The following is a 22,656-nucleotide window of genomic DNA, read 5'->3' as shown; positions in this document are numbered from 1 at the left end:
TATAAGATGACAAAAAGGGTCTTCTACGTTTGGATGAAAATGACTGAGCAACGTGATGCCGACTTACCGTCAACTGATTCTCAGCAATTGAGCGAACCGAGCGACAAAAGGATTACCAAGTCGGTTGATAATTCCTGGACAAATCAGATTGGTGGTGTCTGGAACAAAGCAACAACACGTCTAACCCAACTCCTACCCGTAGAACAAGTGGCACAGACAGTTGTGGACTGGTTTAGTGTGAGCGATACTCAGGTTGCAGAGATTTTAGAGAAAATCCGAGCCGAACTGCCAACCACAGAAGCCCTCTTAATTGGTAAACCTCAAGCCGGAAAAAGTTCTATTGTGCGCGGATTGACGGGAGTGGCTGCTGAAATTGTCGGTCAAGGATTTCGCCCACACACACAACACACCCAGCGCTATGCCTATCCTTCCACTGACCTGCCATTACTGATTTTTACGGATACGGTGGGTCTGGGTGATGTCAAACAAGATACTCAAACAATTATTCAAGAGTTAGTTGGCGATTTACAACAGGAAACTCGTTCTGCCAGAATCCTGCTTTTGACCGTCAAAATTAATGATTTTGCAACTGACACCCTACGACAAATTGCTCAACAGCTGCGCCAGAAGTATCCAGACATTCCCTGTCTGTTGGTAGTTACCTGCTTGCACGAAGTTTATCCTGGCGATACCGTCGATCATCCCACCTATCCGCCAGATTATCAGGAAGTCAACCGCGCATTTGCGGCAATGCAACAAGCCTTCGCAGGAATAAGCGATCGCTCTGTACTGATTGACTTTACCTTAGAAGAAGATGGTTATACTCCGGTATTTTATGGCTTAGAAGCACTGCGAGATTCTTTAGCAGAACTACTCCCACAAGCAGAAGCCCAGGCAATTTATCAGCTATTAGATCGAGAAGAAGTTGGCAAGCAAATTGGCAACCTTTACCGAGATGCTGCACGCCGTTATATTTTGCCATTTGCGATTATGTCTGCAACTCTGGCTGCTGTACCTCTACCATTTGCGACAATGCCCGTACTCACTGCCTTGCAAGTATCAATGGTGGGACTGTTGGGTAAATTATATGGACAGACAGTTACTCCATCTCAAGCGGGAGGCGTTGTGAGTGCGATCGCAGGTGGTTTTTTAGCACAGGCAATTGCCCGTGAGTTAATTAAATTTATACCAGGTATTGGGAGTGCGATCGCCGCTTCTTGGGCAGCCGCTTATACTTGGGCACTAGGAGAAGCAGCCTGTGTTTACTTTGGCGATCTAATGGGAGGGAAGAAACCCGATCGAGAGAAAATTCAGTTGGTGATGCAAGAAGCATTTAAGGCAGCGCAAGAACGGTTTAAGGGAATCAAACATTAGGGGTAGTTGTTGGGGTTTTCAACAAGTAGACCTTCACTTGCTGCGGCTGCATTCAATTCGGAATCAGCAGATACAAATGTCACTAGAGGCAAACTGTTAGCTATGCAAAGGGCATTTACCGCACAACCAGCCCCTAACTGAACTGCATCGTAGCCTCGTAAGCCGTATGCTTCAGCTAATACCATTGCAGAGTTGATAATGCTCTGTGTGATTTCGATGACTTGGTATTCAGACCGGAGATCGCTTTTAAACTGATTACATACTGCGATCGCATCTGTAGCAATGATACTTCCACCACGCGATCGCCGTGTAATGGCAGCGACAATTTCAACACTAGTAATAGCAGCAATCAGTAGATCATTTTTTAGTAGCGGGTCAAATAAACTCAAAACCCATGCTGAACCTATCTCACTGACGTAGCGTTTTACCAGCGCACTGCTATCTAAATAATAAGCTGCCATCTAGCAGCGTTCCTCAATGATTGTTTCAGAAACAGTTTTACCCTGTACCTGAATAAGTCGGTGTTCAGTTTGCTGAATGTAAGCTGGTTGCTTGAGTTGTTTTACCAACCCAGAAGTTAACAGTGCTTTGTGAAATGTTGTCCGTTGAGTAACTTGTTCTTGCTCAACAATATATCTCTGTATAGCCTGATTCAACTGCTGTAACTCCTCTGGCTCTAAGATTTCAAGCTGATTGAGGATTTGGTTAAGAATTGCCTGTGGCATAGGCTTCTATGGTTTACCTGAGCTAGTTTATCTATTATTCTACGGTGGACATAACTTTACTTAATCATTTGTGAAAAACTCATAGGTTAGCACAAGCTAGCAATACTACCAAAGCATGGGTTACATACCGCTCTCCTACACCTTCTCTTTTGCTGCTGGCACAATGCCAAACTTATTTAAACCTGCATCGATTTCCCTAAGTGTTTTAAAATCCTCCTCTGGTAAAGGATAGCTGCTACTGCCGAACAAACCCCCACTAACAGCAGGCTGCTTTTCTAAAAAAGAGAAAGCTTGGCGAAATTGATGCGGTTTAGCTTTAATCGGTGAATCAAAGTGGCAAGAAATAATTCGCTCGAAGTCCCAACTTGCAACTTTATCAGCCCAGTCAATGGTTTCTTGTGGTGCGCGGTTGAGAATCAACGTTTGTAAAATTGGTGCGACAAACAAACGCCCATCACCTCGCAGGGCATCAAACGATCGCTGCCAATCTGACTGCCATTTAAAGGGATATAATCCAAAATAAGCTTTCCTTGAGCGTTCTGGGGCTTTCAAGGCATCTTGCAATACCTGACTCCATTGGCGTATATCTAATGCCCTTGGTTGAAAATACAAAGCAAACAGACAGATGCGCTGCCAACCCTTACGGCGATTTACTTGAATATCTGCAACAATATCAGAAGCAGAATCCTTGGCATGGAATAATAAAGGATATGAATCTAATAGAACGATCGCAGGTGGATCTTCTGGGATCGAAAGTACAGAATCCGTGACTAAAAGAGTATGCGATCGCTTGTGGAAAAAAGCAACTTCCGCAAACCTACCAGGGCCAAGACCGATGGGGCCCAGCATTGCATAATCAAACTCGTCAGCAAAGGGTGTTTTGCTGCTATCTTCTGGAAGTACTTGAGTTCGTTTTGGGGGTAAGCCAAGCCAGCTAAGGGGAAGATTTAGCGGGAAACTCCACTGATGGGGAGCTACAAACACCTGTGCAGTCGGAAAGTATCTGGCAAAGGGGCCAACAAAAACTTTGTGTTCTATACCAGAGATAGTTGGCAGAATGATGTACTTAATGCTTCCATATTTCGCCACCAACTCATTCACAAGTCTGATGCACTCTGGGGTTGGTGCAACAGGCGCATAGACAAGAAGACCCCCATCCAACTTCACAACAGTCATGCGAATCGGGACAACAACGTAGAAAATGCCCTGAATCTGGTCAAAATTCCAGATTGTGTCCTTAAGCACTTCTTGACGAATTGTCTGCCGCCTACCAAAGGGGTAGAGTGGCACAACAGGCCATAATCCCCAGGAAAAATCCTTTGGATAAATCTGTTGTGTATTGACTATGCGTTCATCAGCCACTCTGCAACCCCCTCCAAATTCCCAATACTCAAATTGTTTTTATTTGCTCTCCTTACTTAGTGGGGAGCAAATTGTTGAGATAATAATACCAATTTGTAATTCGCAATACTTGCCAAAGGTAAGAAGTAAGCTACGTAATTAGTAATTCGTAATTAAGAGGGGTTAGATTTAATCTGGATTTCCAGCTTTGCATCTGTAGATTTTTTTGCAAATGGTATTACCAAAAGGAGATGTTACGGCACTGGGGTTCTTTTTATGCGTCTTCATAAAGAATTGGTATAAGTCGTAAAAACAATTAATCGGAGAACAACGTGAAAACAGCGATTATTGCTAAAACATTAATTACATCTATAGGTTTGTTAACTTTGTTTGCCCCAAGTCAAGCATCGGCTCAACTGATACCGCAACCTTGGGTTTCAGTCGGTGGAAAAGATGGTGATGTAACTTATGCTGTGGGAGCTAGGGCTTTGAATTTCGGGGTTGAGCTAGGAGTTGGCGCTGATGGGGCTACGGGAGTAGATGTTTTAAAATTTATCAACTTGCCTGTAATTTCACCTTATGTAGGAATTGGACTTTATTCAGAGGATAAAGGCGTTGCAGTTTCAGGTGGCGTTCAGGTAGGTGCTACTAATAACGTTTTTGTTGGCGCTGGTTACAATTCTATTCGCGGCTTTAACGGGCAACTGGGAATCAGATTTTAACAGTTATCAGTTAAATGAAAGGGGAAGCGGTAGTGGTGGTTCAAGATGCCCTGATTGTTATGCCACGATCGCTTCACATTAAATCTCCTGCTTGCTAACCCAAGTAACTCGCTTCTGAACGCCAAAGCCATCTTGAATGGTATGGTCTGGGTAAGAACCTACTCGTGACTGAATCACAATCCAGCACAAATCCTCAGCATCTGAAGTATTTCGCATACAGCGTTCTCCGTCAGGATCTACTCGCACAACGGTTCCTTCACCTACAGCAAACACACAACCATCGACCTGAAACTCTCCTTTCCCCCGAACAAAGATATAAATTTCCTCATTTAAACGATGCTTGTGAGAAAAAGGCAGAGATGTCTTAGGGGGAAGGTTATTAAACGAAATTTCGGCGCTTGAGAGATTAAGAATCTGCTTCAAAAATACCTTTCCCTCTAGCTTCATAGGTGCTTTTGGAGTCTCAAAAAGAAACTGTCGCAATTCAGAAAATAGTCCCAAATCAGCCACAGCAAAGTTTTGCCCAGTTCTAGCAGTTGGTGCGACTTGAGCCACGATCGCCTCACTCAATTTTTAACTTGCAGTTTGCAATTTAATATAATGGATATTACTTGTAAAATGCAAGTAACCTGCAAATCTAGTTTTGCCAATGACCCAATCTCGCCGTTCACCCTGTCCAATCGCTTGTTCGCTTGATTTAATCGGCGATCGTTGGACACTTCTGGTTATTCGAGACATGATGTTTTTTGGAAAACAACGTTTTGAAGAGTTTTTAGAATCTCCTGAAGGAATTTCAAGCAATATTCTGGCAAATCGCCTTAAGTCTCTCGAAGAGATGGGCTTGGTGGAGAAACAGCCATACAGCAACCATCCTCGTCGAATGAACTATCAATTAACAGAACGAGGAAAAAGCCTTCGCTCTGTATTAAAAGTGATGACTGCTTGGGGACTAAAGCATATTTCTGACACAGAGATTCCCGATACTGAATTCTGACTCACCTCGACTGCGCTCGGCGACCACCTGACTCCTGAATTCTGTTCGATAAAAGTATCAATAGCTTTCTTATTGACGCATAGGATAAAAGAAAATAGTATCGAATCAGGTACTTAATTCGGTGCTAGTATGGTTAATCTTGAAAATATCCACTCGTTAACAGACTTCCGGCGCAATGCTAGCAACTATGTTGAGCAAATCAAGGAAACGAAGGCTCCACTGGTTTTAACGGTGAATGGCAAAGCTGCGGTGGTGGTTCAAGATGCCCATACTTTTCAGCAGACGCTTAATCGATTGCAGCAGCTTGAAGAGGAACTAAACCAACTGAAGCTGGAAAACTTGCAACAGGAAATTCAAAAGGGTATCGATCAAGCTGATAGGGGCGAACTCTTAAATGGAGAAGAAGTGATGGCACGGCTGCAAACTCGTTACCAAGCTGCTTTGACTGATAGCTAATAATGAGTAATTATACTTTTACACCGTTAGCAGTTAGCGACCTCGATAACATCTATGAATACATAGCTGCGGATGACCTAGCAATAGTAGGACGATTGCTTAACCGCTTTACCGAATTGTTTCGGAAACTTTCTGCTATGCCTGGAATTGGTCGTAACCGCCCTGAGTTAGGGGAAGGTATCAGGAGCTTTCCCTCTGGGAATTATGTCATCTTTTACCGTTCGGTTGAAGGAGGCATTCAAATTATGCGTGTCCTGCATGGGGCGCGGGATATCGAGAATATATTTGCTCAGGACACCGAATTTACGCAGAGTGAGTAACTGAAGTTGAGATTAGTTCTCTGACATGATCTGCGGAATCTTGTTGTAATGCTGATGCCACGATCGCTTCACTCTCAACTATACTCAACCGAGCGATCGCCTGCTTGACTCCAGGTATACTTTGAGGATTTACGCTCAATTCATCCAGCCCTAAACCTAATAAAATTGGTGTTGCTAAAGTATCTGCTGCCAATTCTCCACATAATCCTACCGAAATCCCCGCTGTATGGGCAGCTTGGACAGTTTGCTGCACCATTCGCAACACGGCTGGATGTAGCGCATCAACCAAATTTGCCACGCGGGGATTAGTGCGATCGCTAGCCATGACGTACTGACTCAGATCGTTAGTCCCTATACTAAAGAAGTCTACTTCAGCAGCTAACTGATCGGCGATCGCTACTGCTGACGGAACCTCTACCATAATTCCTACTTTTATCGCTGTATCAAATGCGATACCAGCTTGATTTAGTTCAGCCTGCACTTCACCCAAAATTACCTTAGCTGCACGTACTTCAGTTACACTAGCAATCATCGGCAACATGATCTTAATTTGGTGTCCTACACTAGCCCTCAAAATTGCCCGTAGCTGAGTTTTGAAGAGTTCTGGACGATCTAAACAGAAACGAATTCCCCGCCAACCTAAAAAAGGGTTAGCTTCTGGGAACCCTACTTTGATATAGGGAAGCGGCTTATCACCACCGACATCGAGGGTACGAATAATTAGCGGACGATTATCTAAAACTTGGGCGATCGCCTGATAAACTAATAATTGTTCTTCTTCAGTCGGGGCGCTGGTTCGGTCTAAATACAGAAACTCAGTGCGGAGTAGTCCCACACCTTCTGCACCGCTAGCCACAGCAACTTGCACATCATTTATACTACCAATATTGGCGAAGACGCTAACTTGCCGACCATCACGAGTAATCGCTGGCTGATGTGCCGTAGCTCGTGCTTCTTGTTGGGCAGTTTGCCAAGCTTCTTGCTTTGCTGCCAGTAAATCCAAGATGTCTGATTCTGGTTCTACCCAAGCTCTGCCACTTTCACCATCAAGTGCCATTATTGTACCATCAGCCAAGTGCAACACCTGGGCATCCACTCCCAAAACTGCGGGAATACCCAACGTCCGGGCGATAATTGCACTATGGGAGGTGGCGCTACCAGAAGTAGTACAGATTCCCAACACCTTTGTCGGATCTAGTCCAGCCGTATCTGAGGGGGTTAAATCAGTCGCCACCAAAATCGCCGGTGACTCAAGATGCAGGTTAGCCGCAGCATTCCCAGCTAGTAATCGCAGCACTCTTTGCCCGACATCTACAACATCGTCAACTCGCTCTTGCAGATAAGAATCCTCAAGTGCGCGGTAGGAAGTCGCTACTTCGTCGACTACAGCTTGCCAAGCTGCTTCAGCATTTATATGATTGTCTAAAATGCGTTGATGAGCCGCTTCCAACATTACTGGATCTTCTAAAAATAGTAGTTGAGCATCAAAGATCGCGGCTTCAGCATCACCAATTTGCAGAGATGCTTGTGAGAAAACTGCTTGAATTTCTTGTCTGGCAGTGTTAATTGCCACCTGTAATCTTTGCCACTCTATATCAGGATCGTCTACGTGATATTCCGTAATCGCAATGTGAGTGGGTTGATAATGAACAACAGGTGCGATCGCTACTCCTGGAGAAGCTGCAATCCCCGAAAGTTCGCCGTGAGTTGTTGGTGTAACTTCATGGTGAAATGCTGGTGGAGAATGCAAGGCAACATTATCTTCACCAAAGTTATTTGCGAATAATCCCTGTAATGCTGCCAGCGCCTCATCTGCATCATAACCAGTGGCAGTAATCAACAGTTCGTGTCCTTGACGCACCCCTAAAGTTGTGACTTGGTTAATACTGTCACCCCTGACTAGCTCAGTATTTCTCGTTAAATTCCGTACCAGAATTTGGGATTGAAATCGGGCTGCCGTTGCCACAAACTGGGCTGCGGGGCGGGCGTGTAATCCTAAGCGATTGCTCACAATCAGCCGGATTTCTCGCGTTGGCGATTCTATATTGGTTGTTATTGGGCTGACAACAGACAATGGCCTACTAACTACACCCAATTGAGTTGCTTTTGCTAAGAGTGCGCCGCGTGCTTCCGCCATAACTTGGTGAATATCTCTACCAGCCGCCGCCGCCACGACAGCAGCGATCGCGCCTTCTACTAGAGGTGCTTCACACAAATACACTTTCTCCTGCTGTGCTTCTGGCAGAAACTCGATTGCCATTTCCGCACTCAGCAAAGCACTACCCAAATCCATCAACACCAAGACACCATCATCAGAAAAAACAGAAGCGATCGCCTCATAAACCTGAATCGGATCTGTACCCAATGGATTTTCAGGATCTTCAATACCTGCTGCAACAGCAATGGGAACTTGGCCATGAACCATTTGCGCGGCGAGTTCCCGCACACCCAAAGCTAGTTGTTTACTGTGAGAAACTATAACAATTGCGATCGCGGCCACACCGTCAACCTTGTTGAGAGGTTTGCGTTTAGCTAGTTATCCATTTCATTTTCCCATTCTGCTACAATTGCAACTGCCCGAAAATATTCCGGTCTTTCCGGCTAGAAATACGAATAAAATAGCCTTCTGTTACGGAAATACGTGGTGTCCACTCATAAACTCCATCGCTAGCAGTACGGGAAGAAATGTTTTGGATAAGTTTGTTCCCATCGTACAACTTAATCGAGACATCACCATCAAAATTATCCCGCCACAATATTAAATAAGGCTGATCCTTCTTTGGAAGTACTTTACCAACAGGTTGAGAGATCGAGATTTTTGGCGCAACCTGATTTTTGCTTTTCTTACGGAATCCCAAATAATGAGGTAAATGTCGGAAAGTAGGATTTTCTTGCAGATTAGACAGTTGGGGAACAATAATATTTCCCTTCTGGGAATTGAACAAATAAGTTGATCTGCCGCCGTCAACGGTAATGATATCGCCTTTGACTCCTAATTTACGTAATAAATCGGCTGCCTCATCCAGAGTTGCTTGGTTCACCGTCATAATCAACAAAAGCTCGTCACCTTTAACACCATCTTTGTTCAGAGTACCAATGACTTGATACTTATTCGCTTGGTTTTGGGCTAATACTTTTGCCGGATGATCGCTATATCGGTAAGTGACGATCGCATTCTTCACGGCTTTTTGGTTAAGAGTAGCACCACTAGCTTGATTATAATCAGTAATATATGCCTGCTTATCATCCCAGACTAAAGTCTTGAGGCGAATATTACGATAATATTTATCTTTTGGTTCCTTGATTGGGCCATAAGGGCTAGTACCACCAGTGATGATTACACCATTGAGTTTAATCGGAAACGATAATTGAGTACTAGATTGGTATTGTTCAAAAAAAGAACAATTAATCACCGAAAAAACGTTGTTTGCGTAAAGTTTTTGATATTCGTCTGCAACTTCAGAAAACAACTTGTTTTGGAAAAAAGGGCTGTAATATTTACCTTCTCCTTGATAATATTTACCTTCATTTAGACCCATATTATCTACTTCTCCGATAATTTGGTCTATATGCATTTTGCCCAGATTAATAACTTGTAAATACGCTTCATTACCATTCGTTAATTGTTTTTTATATAAAGCTGCACCGTCTACAGCTTGGAGAGGCTGATAAGAAGATAAAGGGTTGAAAGTTTGGGCAATCCAAAAGCTACTCAAAATCGGCAGCAAAAAAAGCAGTAAATTGATTAGAGCATTCATCGTCTCGCGATCGCAATTCCACAAAAAGTTGTTGTTACTACTTTAAGGCTAATGAGTTGCGATGCCTGCGGTTTTGCTAGCCCACGCACGACGGTATTCACTATAGGCGATTAAAATTACGAACGCAGATATAATCAAATTTCGCCAACAATACCTGCAAACCATCCGTACTCATGTCGAAAGTTGAGAAACAAAATCCAACATCTACTCTATGCTAGAAGTAATTGCATTGAGCACTATCGTTTGCAAGGTGCTTACAAAAGCACCTCGCAACCCGTGTCGCTTAACGATTAGAGAATCTAATTACGATTAAACAAGCACAAAATTCTTTTCGGTTAGTGACAGTCCAGCAGATAGTTGTGCAAATTTTACCTGAGTAAACCCAGATGCACTGCCGTCCTGGTCAAAGAACAATGCACCTGTATCAAAATCGTAGATAAATCGTTGATTGGTTGTCGTTGCAGATGTTCCAATGGTAAACTGACTTGTCTGAAGTGAACCTCTTAATAACCCGCCACCAAAAACAGTAGCATATACCTGAATTAATTCATTATTGGCGTTGAAGTCATAAATAGTGTCAACACCCCCATTGTAATTATAGAAACCAAAGGTATCAGTCCCATCCCCTCCAATTAGGCTGTCATTACCGTCTGCACCAAAAAGAATATCATTGCCATTGCTGCCAACAATATTGTCATCATAGCTCGTACCTGAGATATTTAATTGTTCGATATTGTTGTAGTTAACTCGATACAAGCCCACCGTAATTGAGCCAGTATTAGTAGTAGCATTGAATGTCGAAGTAATTCCCCCAGCAGCATAGTTGTAAAGGGTGAACAACGAATCGTCACCATTACCCCCATCTAACGTTTGAGTCACTAAATCAGACAGGTCAGTATCTATGGAATTAATGATTAGATTAAAGGAATCATTGCCATCGCCCCCAGACAGAAGGTTATCGCCTTTTGAATTGCTAAAGCTCAAGCGATCGTCACCAGCGCCTCCTTCTAGAGTATTATTACCAGATGATCGAGAGTCGGAGTAGTCGTTAGAGTTGGAGCTGTAGTAGTCACCAGAGATATCAAGCTCATCATTGCCATCGCCTCCAGAGAGCAGGTTATCACCTGTTAAACCAGCACCTCTCAAGCGATCGTCACCCTCACCTCCGTCTAGGGTGTTATTGCCCTCCGAGCGGGAGTTCTTGGATTCGGCGTAGTAATAGCTGTAAGAGCCAAAGAGGTAAAGAAAATCATTGCCATCGCCCCCAAAAAGCAGGTTATCGCCTTTTGAACCACCGGCACTCAAGTTATCGTCACCCGTACCTCCTTCTAGGGTGTTATTCCCCAAGGAGCGAGAGTCGTAGGAGTAGCCAGGGAAGGAGAAACTGTAGCTGCCAGAAATATCAAGGGAATCATTACCATCGCCCCCAGAGAGTAGGTTATCACCTTTTGAACCGCTAGCATTCAAGGTATCGTTACCTACATCTCCATTGAGAGTATTATTGCCTAATGAGCGAGAGTCGAAATTGCCGAATCTGTTAGAGTTGTCGCTGAATATCCTGCCAGAGATATCAAGAGAATCATTGCCATCGTCCCCAAAGAGCAGGTTATCGCCTGTTGAACTGATAGCACTCAAGGTATCGTCACCAATACCTCCTTCTAGGGTGTTATTTCCCGCACCACCTCTGAGCAGGTCATTACCACTCAAGCCGTCGATGATGTCGTCACCCCCCTGACCATTGATGACATCATTAGAGTTGTCAAAACCTATAATGTTGTTATCCAGGTCATTCAGGAAAGTAACAGTGTTCCTGTTGAACACAGTGGTTTGAGTGGAATCAGCATCAAACACATCAAAACTGTCGCTGATGCTGGTTTGTCTATTAAACAGAATATTGGCAATAGCTGGTCGTGAAGAAGTTGCTGGTAAATTATCCAGGTTTTCTAACTTGAAGTTTTGCAAAATAACTTTGCTGTCATTACCGAAACCTTCGAAGGAAATTTCTAAGTTGTTACCATTTTGAGTTAATTGCAGATTTTCAACAGTGAAGAAGATACTACCTGTAAATTGCAAGCTGTCTAAGGAGTCAACCAGGGTTGCTGAGGGATTTGAACCTTTACCTACGCCCCCGAAATCGGTAATAATATCAGTATTAGTGCTGTCATCGTAGCTGTTGCTCAAGTCATAAACAAATTTATCATTGCCCGTGCCACCAGTTAGGGTGTCCTTCCCACTCCCACCTGCCAAGATATCATTACCTGCACCACCAATAATTGTATCTTTGCCATTGCTCCCGGAGAGCGTATCGTTCCCACTGTTCCCCAGAATGTTGTCGTCGTAAGCTGTACCTGAGATATTTAATCGCTCAATATTCTTGTAGTCAACCTGATTTGTGCCCGCCGTAATTAATCCAATGTTAGTAGTGGGATTGAATGTCGTTGCGATACCCTTTGTAATATTGACATTGGAGATGTAATCAACGGACAATACATCGTCACCCTCACCCCCATCTATCGTATCTTTGCCACTATTGCCTGTTGAGAGTGTATCGTTGCCACTATTGCCAACAATATTGTCGTCGTAAGCTGTACCTGAGATATTTAATCGTTCGATATTCTTGTAGTTAACCTGATTTGTGCCCGACGTAATTAATCCAATGTTAGTAGTGGCATTGAATGTTGTTGCGATCCCCCCTGTAGCATTGCCGTAGGTGTAATCAACGGACAACAGATCGTCACCTGCTCCCCCATCAATTGTATCTTTGCCACCATACCCCCCAGAGAGCGTATCGTTCGCACTGCTTCCCACAATATTGTCATCATAGGCTGTACCTAAGATATTCAATCGTTCGATATTCTTGTAACTAACCCGATATGTGCCTGCCGTAATTTCTACCTTGTTTGTAGTGGCATTGAATGTCGTTGAAATACCCACTGTAGCGACACTGTAATCAACGGATAACAAATCGTCACCTGTTCCCCCATCTATCGTTTGAATTGCTAAATCAGAGAGGGGAGTATCTGAAGATGTGGTGCTTAGATAGAAGGAATCATTGCCATCGCCCCCAGAGAAGAAGTTATCGCCTGTTGAATAATCAGCAGTCAATGTATCGTCACCCGCGCCACCGTTGAGGGTATTATCGCCTGAAGAAATGTAATAAAACTCTCGACCGCTATAGTCAACACTATCGCCAGATATGGAGAGAGAATCATTACCATCACCCCCAGAGAGTAAGTTATTGCCTGTTGAAATGCCAGCATTCAAGGTATCGTTACCAGCACCACCGTTGAGGGTGTTATTGCCTGATGCCTTATAATTAGGGTCTCCTCTATAAGTTGTAATTCCAGAGGTGGAGAGAGAATCATTGCCATCGCCCCCAGCAAGTAAGTTATTCCCTGATGGAGACTGAGCATTCAAGGTATCGTCACCAGCGCCTCCTTCTAGGGTGTTATTGCTTGAGGAAGGGTAATAGATGTTAGGGTTGAAGCTGCTATAAACGTTAGAGGTGGAGAGAGAATCATTACCATCGCCCCCAAAGAGTAAGTTATTCCCAGATGTTGCCCCAGCATCCAAAATATCATCACCAATGCCACCGTTGAGGGTATTATCGCCTGTTGAAAATTCAACATTTAAGTAATCGTTACCAGTACCACCAACGAGGGAGTCATTGCCCGCACCACCCACGAGGGAGTGATTACCTGTGGAAGAGTCATTACCCGTACCGCCAACGAGAATATCATTCCCCACACCACCAATGAGGGAGTCATTGCCCGTACCACCTCTGAGTATGTCGTTGCCACTTAAGCCGTCAATGAGGTCATCCCCGCCCTGACCATTGATGACATCATTTGAGTTGTCAAAGCCGCTAACATTATTCTTCAGGTCGTTAAGAAAAGTGACTGTATTCAAGTTGAAGATAGTGCTTTGGGTGGAGTTGGCATTGAAGACATCAAAGCTATCTATAGTGTTAGTTTGTCCAGAAAACAGGATATTGCCCAAGTCTACAGTGGCCCCTGTAGATTTGCTGAGGTTTTCCAGGTCTTCCAGAGCAAAGTTTTGCAGGATAACTGGGGCATCAAAAAACCTCGTTATATAAGCATCCCCTGCAAAGCTGATTTCCAGATTGTTGCCTTTTTGGGTCAACAACAAATTTTGGGCACTGGAGCCATCGCCCTGGAATTCTAGGGTGTCCACTTCGGCTATGACTGCTGCTGTCGGGTTTGTCCCTTTACCTACACCACCAAAATCGATGATGATAGCAGTGCCGTTGGAAACAAATTTATCATTGCCGCCTCCACCACTTAAGGTGTCTTTGTCACCGTTAGGATATATGGTATCGTTGCCTGCAAGACCCTTAATTGTATCCGCTTCATTATAAGTACCCTGTAGGGTATCATCACCGCTGGTTCCAATGATATCTGCCATAACTTTTACCTACCTGAATCAATTTTTTCAGTAACTTCAGTTGTCAATTTGCAGATTGTGCTGTTTAAGAGCGCAAAAATTCACCGAAATCTACATACTACATACTTTATACGTCACCCTTGAGGAACAGTAAATTTCTCGAATATTCACCTTATTCCAAGGTTTTTACGTATACTTTTTTTAAGAGTCTCTTTCCTGCGGAACGCTGCGCGATCGCTAACGCCTGCGGTAAATGCTCGCCTACGCCTTGGTTAACTTATACTACGATGAGAGCGATCGCCTGCCAATATATAACCGTGCAAAAATCGCTATAGGTTATCAAAATTATTAACGCAGACATAAATTAACTTAACCAAGAATACTGCAAACCATCCGCACCCATGCCAAAAGTTAAGGAACAAAACCTAACACATCCTCTCTGTTAAAAGTAATTGTATCGATCAATCGAATGCGAGGTGTTCAAAATAGCACCTCGCAAGCTCTATCCAGACTGATGGCAGAGCGCTAATAAAAATTAAACAACCACAAAATTGTTTTCGGTTAGTGTCAAGCCAGGAGATAATTGTGCAAATTGTACCTGAGTCTCTACACCCGCACTACCATCAGAGTCAAAATACAGTGCACCTGTAGTGAAGTCATAGATAAATCTTTGATCGCTTGTCGTTGCAGATGTTCCGAGGGTAAACTGGCTTGTCTTAAGTGAACCTATTGATAACCCGCCACCAAAACTAGCCGGTACTTGAATTAGTTCATTAGTCGCGTTAAAGTCATAAACGCGATCGATACCTTCTTCATTATTATTATTAATACTATGGAAAAAAAAGGTATCAGTACCATCTCCTCCATAAAGGGTATCGTTATCTGAAAGTTCATGATAGAATGAAGAATTGTTATAACCATAGCCCCCGGAGAGCGTATCGTTGCCGTTGCTCCCCACAATATTGTCAGGGCGGAATGTACCTATGATATTTAATCCTTCGATATTCTTGTAGCTAACTCGATTATTGCTTCGCGTAATCGAGCCACTGTTAGTAGTGGCATCAAAAGTCGAAGTGATTCCCTCGGTATTACTAACATCACTATAGTAGTAATAGGAGAACAGCACATCGTCACCCTTTCCCCCATCTATAGTATCTTTGCCACCATTATTACCATCATAGCCCAGGGAAAGCGTATCGTTACCATTGCTCCCCACAATGTTGTCATCGTAGGCTGTACCTGAGATATTGAATCGTTCGATAAACTTATAGTTAACTCGATCGTTGCCCGCAGTAATTGATCCACTGTTAGTAGTAGCATCAAAAGTCGAAGTGACCCCTCCTGTAGCAAAGGTGTAATTGACAGATAACACATCGTCACCCTTACCTCCATCTATCGTATCTTTGCCACCAGAACCTGTCGAGAGCCGATCGTTACTACTATTCCCCACGATGTTGTCATCGTAGGCTGTACCTAAGATATTGAATCGTTCGATAAACTTATAGTTAACTAGATCCGTACCTGCCGTAATCGATCCAATGTTAGTAGTAGCATCAAAAGTCGAAGTGATTCCTCCGGTAGCAAAGGTGTAATCGACGGACAATAAATCGTCACCCTTACCCGCATCTACCGTTTGAGTCACTAAATCAGAGGTGGTAGGAGGATATTGAGATCGGGTGTTTAATAGGGTGCTGACATATAAGAAATCATTGCCATCGCCACCAAAAAGCAAGTTATCGCCTGTTGAACCGCTAGTATCCAAGGTATCATCACCAGCGCCACCATTAAGGGTGTTATTGCCAGATGAGACAGAGTTCGAGGAGGAGTCGTAATTATATTCGATAAAGCCAGAGACGGAGAGAGAATCATTGCCATCACCCCCAGAGAGGAGGTTATCACCTGCTGAACCACTAGCACTCAAGGTGTCGTCACCAGCACCACCGTTAAGAGTATTATTGCCTAATGCGCGATTGTCGCTGTACTGGAAAGAGTTGCCGCCAGGGACTGAGTAATAGCCAGAGACAGAGAGAGAATCATTGCCATCGCTACCAAAAAGTAGGTTATCGCCTTTTGAACCGCTAGCACTCAAGTTATCGTTACCGGCACCACCGTTGAGGGTATTATTACCCTCTAAGCGAAGATCGTCGCCTTGTGTGTCGTCGCCTTCTTGGTATTGGCTGGAGTAATACTGGTAGCCAGAGGCAAAGAGAGAATCATTGCCATCGCCACCAGAGAGGAGGTTATCGCCCGATGAAGAGTCAACATTCAAGCTATCATCACCAGTACCACCATTGAGGGTATTATTGCCTACACCACCTCTCAAAAGGTCATTGCCACTCAATCCGTCGATTTTGTCATCGCCCCCCTGAGCATTGATGACATCATCTGAATTGTCAAAGCCGCTAACATTATTGTCGAGGTCGTTAAGAAAAGTGACTGTGTTTTTTTTAAAGAGAGTGTTTTGGGTGGAGTTGGCATTAAAGACATCAAAGCTGTCTGTGATACTTGTTTGCCCTTCAAACAGAATGTTGCCTAAGTCTACAGTCGCTCCTGTAGATTTGCTGAGGTTATCCAGGTTTTCTAGGGCAAAGTTTTCCAAGATGAGTTTGCCTTTAGGAAGCCACCCTGCAAAGGTGATTTCCAGATTGTTGCCATTCTGGGTCAGCAGCAGATTTTGAGCAGTAAACGAGAATAAGAAGTCATCGTCCTGAAAACTTAGGGTGTCCACTTCGGCAATCACTGCTGCCGAGGGATTTATGTTTTTATCTACTCCACCGAAATCGGTGATAATATTATTAGTTTTGCTGTTGTATGAGAAATTGTAAACAACAAATTTATCCTTGCCACCGCCACCTGTGAAGATATTATTGTTTATGCCACCGACACTTGTGGTGAAGATATCATCGCCATTACCACCGTTGAGGGTATTATTACTACCAAAGGCGCCGGAGACAAGAGAATCGTTGCCATCGCCTCCACTCAGTAGATTATCGCCTGATGAAAAGCTAGCATTCAAGGTATCGTCACCTGCATCACCCTCAATGGTGTTTTTGCCATACGATTTAGAGACAAGAGAATCGTTGCCATCGCCTCCATTCAGTAGATTATTACCTAATGAATCACTAGCACGCAAGGTATCGTCACCTGCACCACCGATGAGAGTATTATTCCCCATACCACCCCGCAGCAAGTCATTGCCACTCAAGCCGTCGATTTTGTCATTACCCCCCTGACCATTGATGACATCATCTGAGTTGTCAAAGCCGTTAACATTATTGTCGAGGTCGTTAAGAAAAGTGACTGTGTTCTTTTTAAATATAGTGCTTTGGGTGGAATTGGCATTGAAGACATCAAAGCTGTCTGTAATACTAGTTTGCCCATAGAACAGGATATTGCCAACTTGGGCTAAATTGTCTAGGTTTTCCAGGACAAAGTTTTGCAGAAAAAATGTGGAAGCAAACCCAAACTCCTGCTCAAAGTAGATTGCTAAGTCGTTTCCACTATGAGTTAGTAACAAATTTCTCGCCGTGAATTGCTCATCTCCTGTAAATTGCAAGGTATCCACAGAGGCAATCACCTCTGCTGATGGGTTTGAGCCTTTACCAATGCCATCGAAATCGGTGATGAGAATAAGATTCCGGTTAAGGTCAGCCGCGTAAAAAAATTTATCCTTGCCGCCGCCACCAGTTGCTAAAGCACCATTAGTATATGCTCCAGCGTAGAAGCTATCATCACCAGCGCCACCGTTGAGGGTGTCGTCCTCTCCGTTAGGATATAGTTTATCGTCACCTGCTAAACCATTAATCAAGTCATTACTTGTTGTCCCATAGAGGGTATCATTACCGTTTGTACCATTGATATTTGCCATAAGTTTCTACCTATCTAAATCTATTTTTTCAGTAAATTTCAGTTGCCAATCTGCGGTTTGTGTATTTTTAGGACACAAATAATTTGGCGAAATTTGACGTTTTCGGCATACTTTCATGTCATCCTTGAAGAGAAGTAGTAATAACTACATAGTGAATATGTTACTTAGATGTCTACGCTTAAAGACTCATCTTTGCATACTCTTCACATTACTGGCTGATAAATGTATGTACAAGCACTGAGCTTTGTATATTCTTTATATTCTTCTAATTTCTAGGTCATAACTCAGTAAGTAAATGTTTCGATGAGTTATACAAAATACATATTTTCTTTTTTATGCTGCGATACCTTCTGTGCGATCGCGCAGCGTGTCGTAGACAGACGCTACGCGTAGCTTGCTTCCTCGGAGGGGTACGGTAAGCTTTCCTGCGGAACGTTGCGCGATCGCAAACGCCTGCGGTTTTTGTTAGCATACGCATTAAGCAAGAATTGTTAGAAGTTGCTAAAATTACAAACGCAGACATGATTCAACTTAGCCAAGAACACTTGCAAACCATCCGCACTCATGCCGAAAGCACCTATCCAGATGAGTGCTGTGGTATAATTTTGGGTTATCTGGCTAATGAGGGCAAAACTGTGGTAGAAGTCATGCCAACAGAAAATGCTTGGAATACTGAAGCGGCTGCTGAATTTCCAGGAGAACGCACAACAGAAAGTAAAAGACGGCAATATACGATCGCACCCGAAGTTATGTTAAAAACACAAAGGGAAGCACGCGATCGCTCATTGAACATTATCGGCATTTTTCACTCCCACCCAGATCATCCTGCTATACCCTCAGAATGCGATCGCCTATACGCTTGGCAGGGATACTCGTATATAATAGTATCCGTCCAAAACGGCAAAGCTGGAGAACTCAAAAGTTGGAGCCTTGATGATACTCATCAGTTTCAAGCAGAGGAAATTGAAAATATAAAATAACTGACTTAGTTTAAAGACAGTGATTCATCGCGGTTTTCGCCGCTATTACAGATGAAAATTCGTCTTTCCCACTCCTATCTCTATATAAGATCCAGTTTTTCGATAGGATTAATATTCCGCTTTCCCACATCATAACTGCTATGCTCAATCCCAATCTGGACGAAATCCAGTTGACCAAAGACGATTACGAACGCTACTCCCGACACCTGATTTTACCGGAAGTAGGTCTAGAAGGACAGAAGCGCCTGAAAGCCGCTAGTGTAATGTGTATCGGTACAGGTGGACTCGGCTCACCATTACTTTTATATTTGGCGGCGGCGGGTGTTGGACGCATCGGGATTGTCGATTTTGATATTGTCGATACTTCTAATCTGCAACGCCAAGTAATTCACGGGACATCCTGGGTGGGTAAACCCAAGATTGAATCGGCAAAAAACCGCATCCACGAGATTAATCCCTATTGTCAGGTTGATTTATACGAAACTCGTCTGACTTCCGAAAACGCCCTGGAGCTTATTCAACCTTACGATATCGTAGTGGATGGTACTGATAACTTCCCCACCAGATATCTAGTTAACGACGCCTGCGTATTGCTAAATAAGCCAAACGTCTACGGTTCAATTTTACGCTTTGAAGGGCAAGCTACTGTATTTAATTACGAAGGTGGCCCGAATTATCGTGACCTTTTCCCAGAACCACCACCACCAGGGATGGTTCCTTCTTGTGCAGAAGGTGGCGTATTGGGAATTTTGCCAGGAATTATTGGTTTAATCCAAGCAACCGAAACTGTTAAAATCATTCTGGGACAAGGCAACACTCTTAGCGGGCGATTGCTGCTATACAACGCCTTGGATATGAAATTTCGGGAGTTAAAGCTGCGTCCGAACCCGATTCGCCCAGTGATTGAAAAGCTGATAGATTACGAAGAATTCTGCGGGATTCCACAAGCTAAGGCAGAGGAGGCAAAACAGCAGTTGGAAAGTCAAGAAATGACCGTCAAGGATTTGAAGGAATTGTTGGATAGCGGTGCGAAGGATTTTGTACTGCTGGATGTCCGCAACCCCCATGAGTACGACATTGCCAAGATTCCGGGTTCAGTGTTGGTGCCCTTACCAGACATTGAAAATGGGAATGGAGTTGCTAAGGTGAAGGAAATATTGAACGGCCACCGCTTAATTGCTCATTGTAAGATGGGCGGGCGATCGGCAAAAGCCCTAGCTATTCTCAAGGAAGCCGGGATTGTGGGGACGAATGTCAAAGGCGGAATTACCGCTTGGAGTCGAGAAATCGATTCTTCAGTTCCAGAGTATTAACAAGAGAGGCAGAAGGCAGGAGGCAGGAGGCAGGAGGCAGGAGGAATACTAGCCTCTGTTTTCTGCCCTCAGTCAGCAGAGCGAGTTTGCGGTTTAAGTCCCCATTCCCTCATCTCCTTATGACTGTGTTTGCATTGCGGTGAGTGGCATTTTTGAAACGCAAAGGAACGCAGAGGTTTAACGCAGAGGGACGCAAAGTTATCTTCTGCGTCCCTCTATGTATGAATTACGAATTACGTTAGCGTAGCGTTAGCGAGTCTTCGTACCCCTATGGGGAAGCAAGCTACGCTTTTAGCGTCTGTCTGCGACACGCTGCGCGAACGTAGAGAGCGTCATTACGAATTACGAATTAGCTACGGGTTTCACTTGACTTAGTAAACTGTGCAGTTTTTCGCCTTCAATGACCTCTGTTTCTAAGAGTTGAGTTGCGATCGCTTCTAGCAAGTCTCGATTCTGTCTGAGAATCTCTAGGGCTTGCTCGTGGGCTGTTTCCACGATTTCCTTGACTTCGCTATCAATGGCTTTGGATGTGTCTTCACTTACTGCCCGCCGGGGATTAGCACCACCATTACCCAGGAATGCTGCTTGTTGTCCTTGTTGGTAAGCTAATGGGCCTAAAACTTTACTCATGCCATAAGCTGTTACCATCCGTTCTGCCAAGTCAGTTGCTCGTTGCAAATCGTTGGAAGCACCTGTAGTAATACTGTTAAACACAATCTCTTCAGCGGAACGTCCACCCAACAAAGTTGCAATTTGACCCCGCAATTCTGTTTCATTCATCAAAAAGCGGTCTTCAGTTGGTAATTGCAGAGTGTAGCCTAAAGCTGCCATCCCACGAGGAATAATCGAAATCTTTTCTACGCGACCGTTTCCTGTGGTGAGCGCCCCGACCATTGCGTGACCAACTTCATGGTATGCAACAATCTTTTTCTCAGTCTCGTTCATCACGCGACTCTTTTTCTCTAAACCGGCAACTACCCGCTCAATTGCTTCGGCAAAGTCTTCTTGAGCAACCCTTTCACGCAGATTGCGCGCTGCCAATAATGCGGCTTCGTTCACCAAGTTTGCCAAATCTGCGCCAGCAAAACCAGGGGTACGAGTAGCGATCGCTTTTAAATTTACATCATCTCCTAATTTTACCTTTTGAGCGTGAATCTTGAGAATTGCTTCACGATCAGATAAATCGGGACGGTCTACCAACACTTGGCGGTCAAAGCGGCCTGGACGCAGCAATGCCGGGTCTAGTACTTCGGGGCGGTTAGTAGCAGCTAGCACAATTACCGTTGCATCCCCAGCCGCAAACCCATCCATCTCAGTTAGTAATTGATTGAGGGTTTGTTCTCTTTCATCGTTACCACCGTAGAAGCCGTTACTACTACGAGACTTACCAATCGCATCCAATTCATCAATGAATATAATACAAGGAGCTTGTTTTTTGGCCTGTTCAAACAAATCCCGGACTCTGGAAGAACCTACACCGACAAACAATTCGACAAACTCGGAACCAGAGATGCTGAAAAATGGAACTCCTGCTTCTCCTGCTACGGCTTTCGCTAACAGTGTCTTACCAGTACCTGGAGGGCCAACTAACAACACACCTTTGGGAATCCTAGCGCCAATTTGCGTAAACCGTGCCGGAGTCTTGAGGAAATCTACAATTTCTACTAACTCAGTTTTCGCTTCTTCTACTCCAGCCACATCTGCAAAGGTGATTTTCGCGGATTCGCCTTCAACGTAAACCTTAGCTTTGCTCTTACCAATGGAAAGCGCACCTTGGGGCCCACCGCCACCACCACGAGCGAGAAAGAACTGCCAAATACCAATAAAAATCAGTGGTGGAATCACCCAACTCAAGAGGGTTGTAAACCAAGTATTTTTGGGCGGTGGTGTAGCAGCGAACTCAACTCCCTTTTCTTCTAGCAGTTTGGGTAACTCTAAATCAAAGATTGGTGTCGTTGCAAACACTTGAGCCTGCTCGGCATTTTCTGCTTTTAATTGGTAAATAATCTGATTTTGACCAACAGAAACGCGGCTGACTTCCCCTTCCTGTACTTGATGAATAAATAGGCTATAAGGAACACCAGTAGGGCCAGAAGCAAATAAACCAGGCAAAAATAAATTTAAGAGCAGGAATAGCCCTGATACTGCCAGTAATATATTAGCAACGATCCGAAACCGAGGTGACTTAGGCTGTTCTTTAATTCCCATAGATTTTACCAATCCTTAAATAATGAAAACTAACTTGAAAATTGGGCATAGGGTAGGGGGCACTTGTACTGAGCGTAGTCGAAGTATTGGGTATTGCTTTTCCCCTGCTTCCCCTGTTCCTTATTTCCCTTAACCCTTTGATAAACTTGATTAAAGACTAGTCAAAAATGCTGGTATATTCGCATCTGAGCAA

General features: G+C 44.0%; 16 protein-coding genes. 7 read left to right on the top strand and 9 right to left on the bottom strand.

Annotated elements, in window-relative coordinates; translation table 11 throughout:
* The first annotated feature begins 39 nt into the window (after positions 1-39).
* Complete coding sequence (locus tag V7K61_RS27135) at positions 40-1,374, top strand: GTPase family protein (protein WP_335058239.1); 1,335 nt, start codon at positions 40-42, stop codon at positions 1,372-1,374.
* Here the strand turns inward: V7K61_RS27135 and V7K61_RS27130 are convergent.
* From V7K61_RS27130 to V7K61_RS27120, 3 genes are all read right to left on the bottom strand, one after another.
* Positions 1,371-1,835, bottom strand: a complete 465-nt coding sequence (locus V7K61_RS27130) for a type II toxin-antitoxin system VapC family toxin (RefSeq protein WP_335058237.1) — start codon at positions 1,833-1,835, stop codon at positions 1,371-1,373. The two genes, V7K61_RS27135 and V7K61_RS27130, sit on opposite strands and share 4 nt — an antisense overlap.
* Complete coding sequence (locus V7K61_RS27125) at positions 1,836-2,099, bottom strand: hypothetical protein (RefSeq protein WP_099104094.1); 264 nt, start codon at positions 2,097-2,099, stop codon at positions 1,836-1,838.
* A 135-nt stretch (positions 2,100-2,234) separates the two neighbouring features.
* A complete protein-coding gene (locus tag V7K61_RS27120; RefSeq protein ID WP_335058235.1) occupies positions 2,235-3,461 on the bottom strand; it encodes a DUF4336 domain-containing protein in 1,227 nt (408 codons plus the stop codon).
* 311 nt (positions 3,462-3,772) lie between these two features.
* Between V7K61_RS27120 and V7K61_RS27115 the strand changes: the two genes are divergently transcribed.
* On the top strand, positions 3,773-4,162 hold the full coding sequence (locus V7K61_RS27115; protein ID WP_335058233.1) for a hypothetical protein: 390 nt from the start codon (positions 3,773-3,775) through the stop codon (positions 4,160-4,162).
* 78 nt (positions 4,163-4,240) lie between these two features.
* On the opposite strand, the gene V7K61_RS27110 is transcribed toward V7K61_RS27115, so the two are convergent.
* A complete protein-coding gene (locus tag V7K61_RS27110) occupies positions 4,241-4,732 on the bottom strand; it encodes a cupin domain-containing protein (protein WP_335058231.1) in 492 nt (163 codons plus the stop codon).
* Positions 4,733-4,811: 79 nt separating this feature from the next.
* On the opposite strand from V7K61_RS27110, the gene V7K61_RS27105 reads away from it, so the two are divergent.
* The 3 genes from V7K61_RS27105 to V7K61_RS27095 all read left to right on the top strand — a co-directional run bounded on the left by V7K61_RS27105 (position 4,812) and on the right by V7K61_RS27095 (position 5,932).
* Positions 4,812-5,156: a winged helix-turn-helix transcriptional regulator gene (locus V7K61_RS27105; RefSeq protein WP_335058229.1), complete on the top strand. Its 345-nt coding sequence runs from the start codon at positions 4,812-4,814 to the stop codon at positions 5,154-5,156.
* A 129-nt stretch (positions 5,157-5,285) separates the two neighbouring features.
* Positions 5,286-5,612, top strand: a complete 327-nt coding sequence (locus V7K61_RS27100) for a type II toxin-antitoxin system Phd/YefM family antitoxin (RefSeq protein ID WP_335058227.1) — start codon at positions 5,286-5,288, stop codon at positions 5,610-5,612.
* Positions 5,613-5,614: 2 nt separating this feature from the next.
* Positions 5,615-5,932, top strand: a complete 318-nt coding sequence (locus tag V7K61_RS27095) for a type II toxin-antitoxin system RelE/ParE family toxin (protein WP_335058225.1) — start codon at positions 5,615-5,617, stop codon at positions 5,930-5,932.
* Here V7K61_RS27095 and ptsP read toward each other — a convergent pair.
* The 4 genes from ptsP to V7K61_RS27075 form a co-directional block, all read right to left on the bottom strand.
* A complete protein-coding gene (gene ptsP / locus V7K61_RS27090) occupies positions 5,916-8,432 on the bottom strand; it encodes a phosphoenolpyruvate--protein phosphotransferase (protein WP_335058223.1) in 2,517 nt (838 codons plus the stop codon). The genes V7K61_RS27095 and ptsP overlap by 17 nt on opposite strands.
* A gap of 61 nt (positions 8,433-8,493) precedes the next feature.
* Positions 8,494-9,690, bottom strand: a complete 1,197-nt coding sequence (locus V7K61_RS27085) for a hypothetical protein (protein WP_335058221.1) — start codon at positions 9,688-9,690, stop codon at positions 8,494-8,496.
* 309 nt (positions 9,691-9,999) lie between these two features.
* The gene (locus V7K61_RS27080) at positions 10,000-14,115 is read right to left on the bottom strand and encodes a beta strand repeat-containing protein (RefSeq protein WP_335058219.1); all 4,116 of its coding nucleotides are present in this window, start codon (positions 14,113-14,115) and stop codon (positions 10,000-10,002) included.
* Between the two features lie 514 nt (positions 14,116-14,629).
* Positions 14,630-17,962, bottom strand: coding sequence for a beta strand repeat-containing protein (locus V7K61_RS27075; protein WP_335058217.1), 3,333 nt, complete (start codon positions 17,960-17,962; stop codon positions 14,630-14,632).
* 521 nt (positions 17,963-18,483) lie between these two features.
* On the opposite strand from V7K61_RS27075, the gene V7K61_RS27070 reads away from it, so the two are divergent.
* Together V7K61_RS27070 and moeB are read left to right on the top strand one after the other, a co-directional pair.
* Positions 18,484-18,942: a M67 family metallopeptidase gene (locus tag V7K61_RS27070; protein WP_335058215.1), complete on the top strand. Its 459-nt coding sequence runs from the start codon at positions 18,484-18,486 to the stop codon at positions 18,940-18,942.
* A gap of 140 nt (positions 18,943-19,082) precedes the next feature.
* The gene (gene moeB, locus V7K61_RS27065) at positions 19,083-20,255 is read left to right on the top strand and encodes a molybdopterin-synthase adenylyltransferase MoeB (protein WP_335058212.1); all 1,173 of its coding nucleotides are present in this window, start codon (positions 19,083-19,085) and stop codon (positions 20,253-20,255) included.
* 342 nt (positions 20,256-20,597) lie between these two features.
* Here the strand turns inward: moeB and ftsH4 are convergent, their stop codons facing one another.
* Positions 20,598-22,463 carry an ATP-dependent zinc metalloprotease FtsH4 gene (gene ftsH4 / locus V7K61_RS27060; RefSeq protein ID WP_335058210.1) on the bottom strand — a complete coding sequence of 622 codons (1,866 nt, stop codon included), beginning with the start codon at positions 22,461-22,463 and terminating at the stop codon, positions 20,598-20,600.
* Between the last annotated feature and the right edge of the window lie 193 nt (positions 22,464-22,656).

Source organism: Nostoc sp., from assembly GCF_036918015.1.
GTDB lineage: Bacteria > Cyanobacteriota > Cyanobacteriia > Cyanobacteriales > Nostocaceae > Nostoc.
The sequence above is the reverse complement of the archived record's forward strand: the minus strand, read 5'-3'. Positions and strand labels throughout refer to the sequence as shown.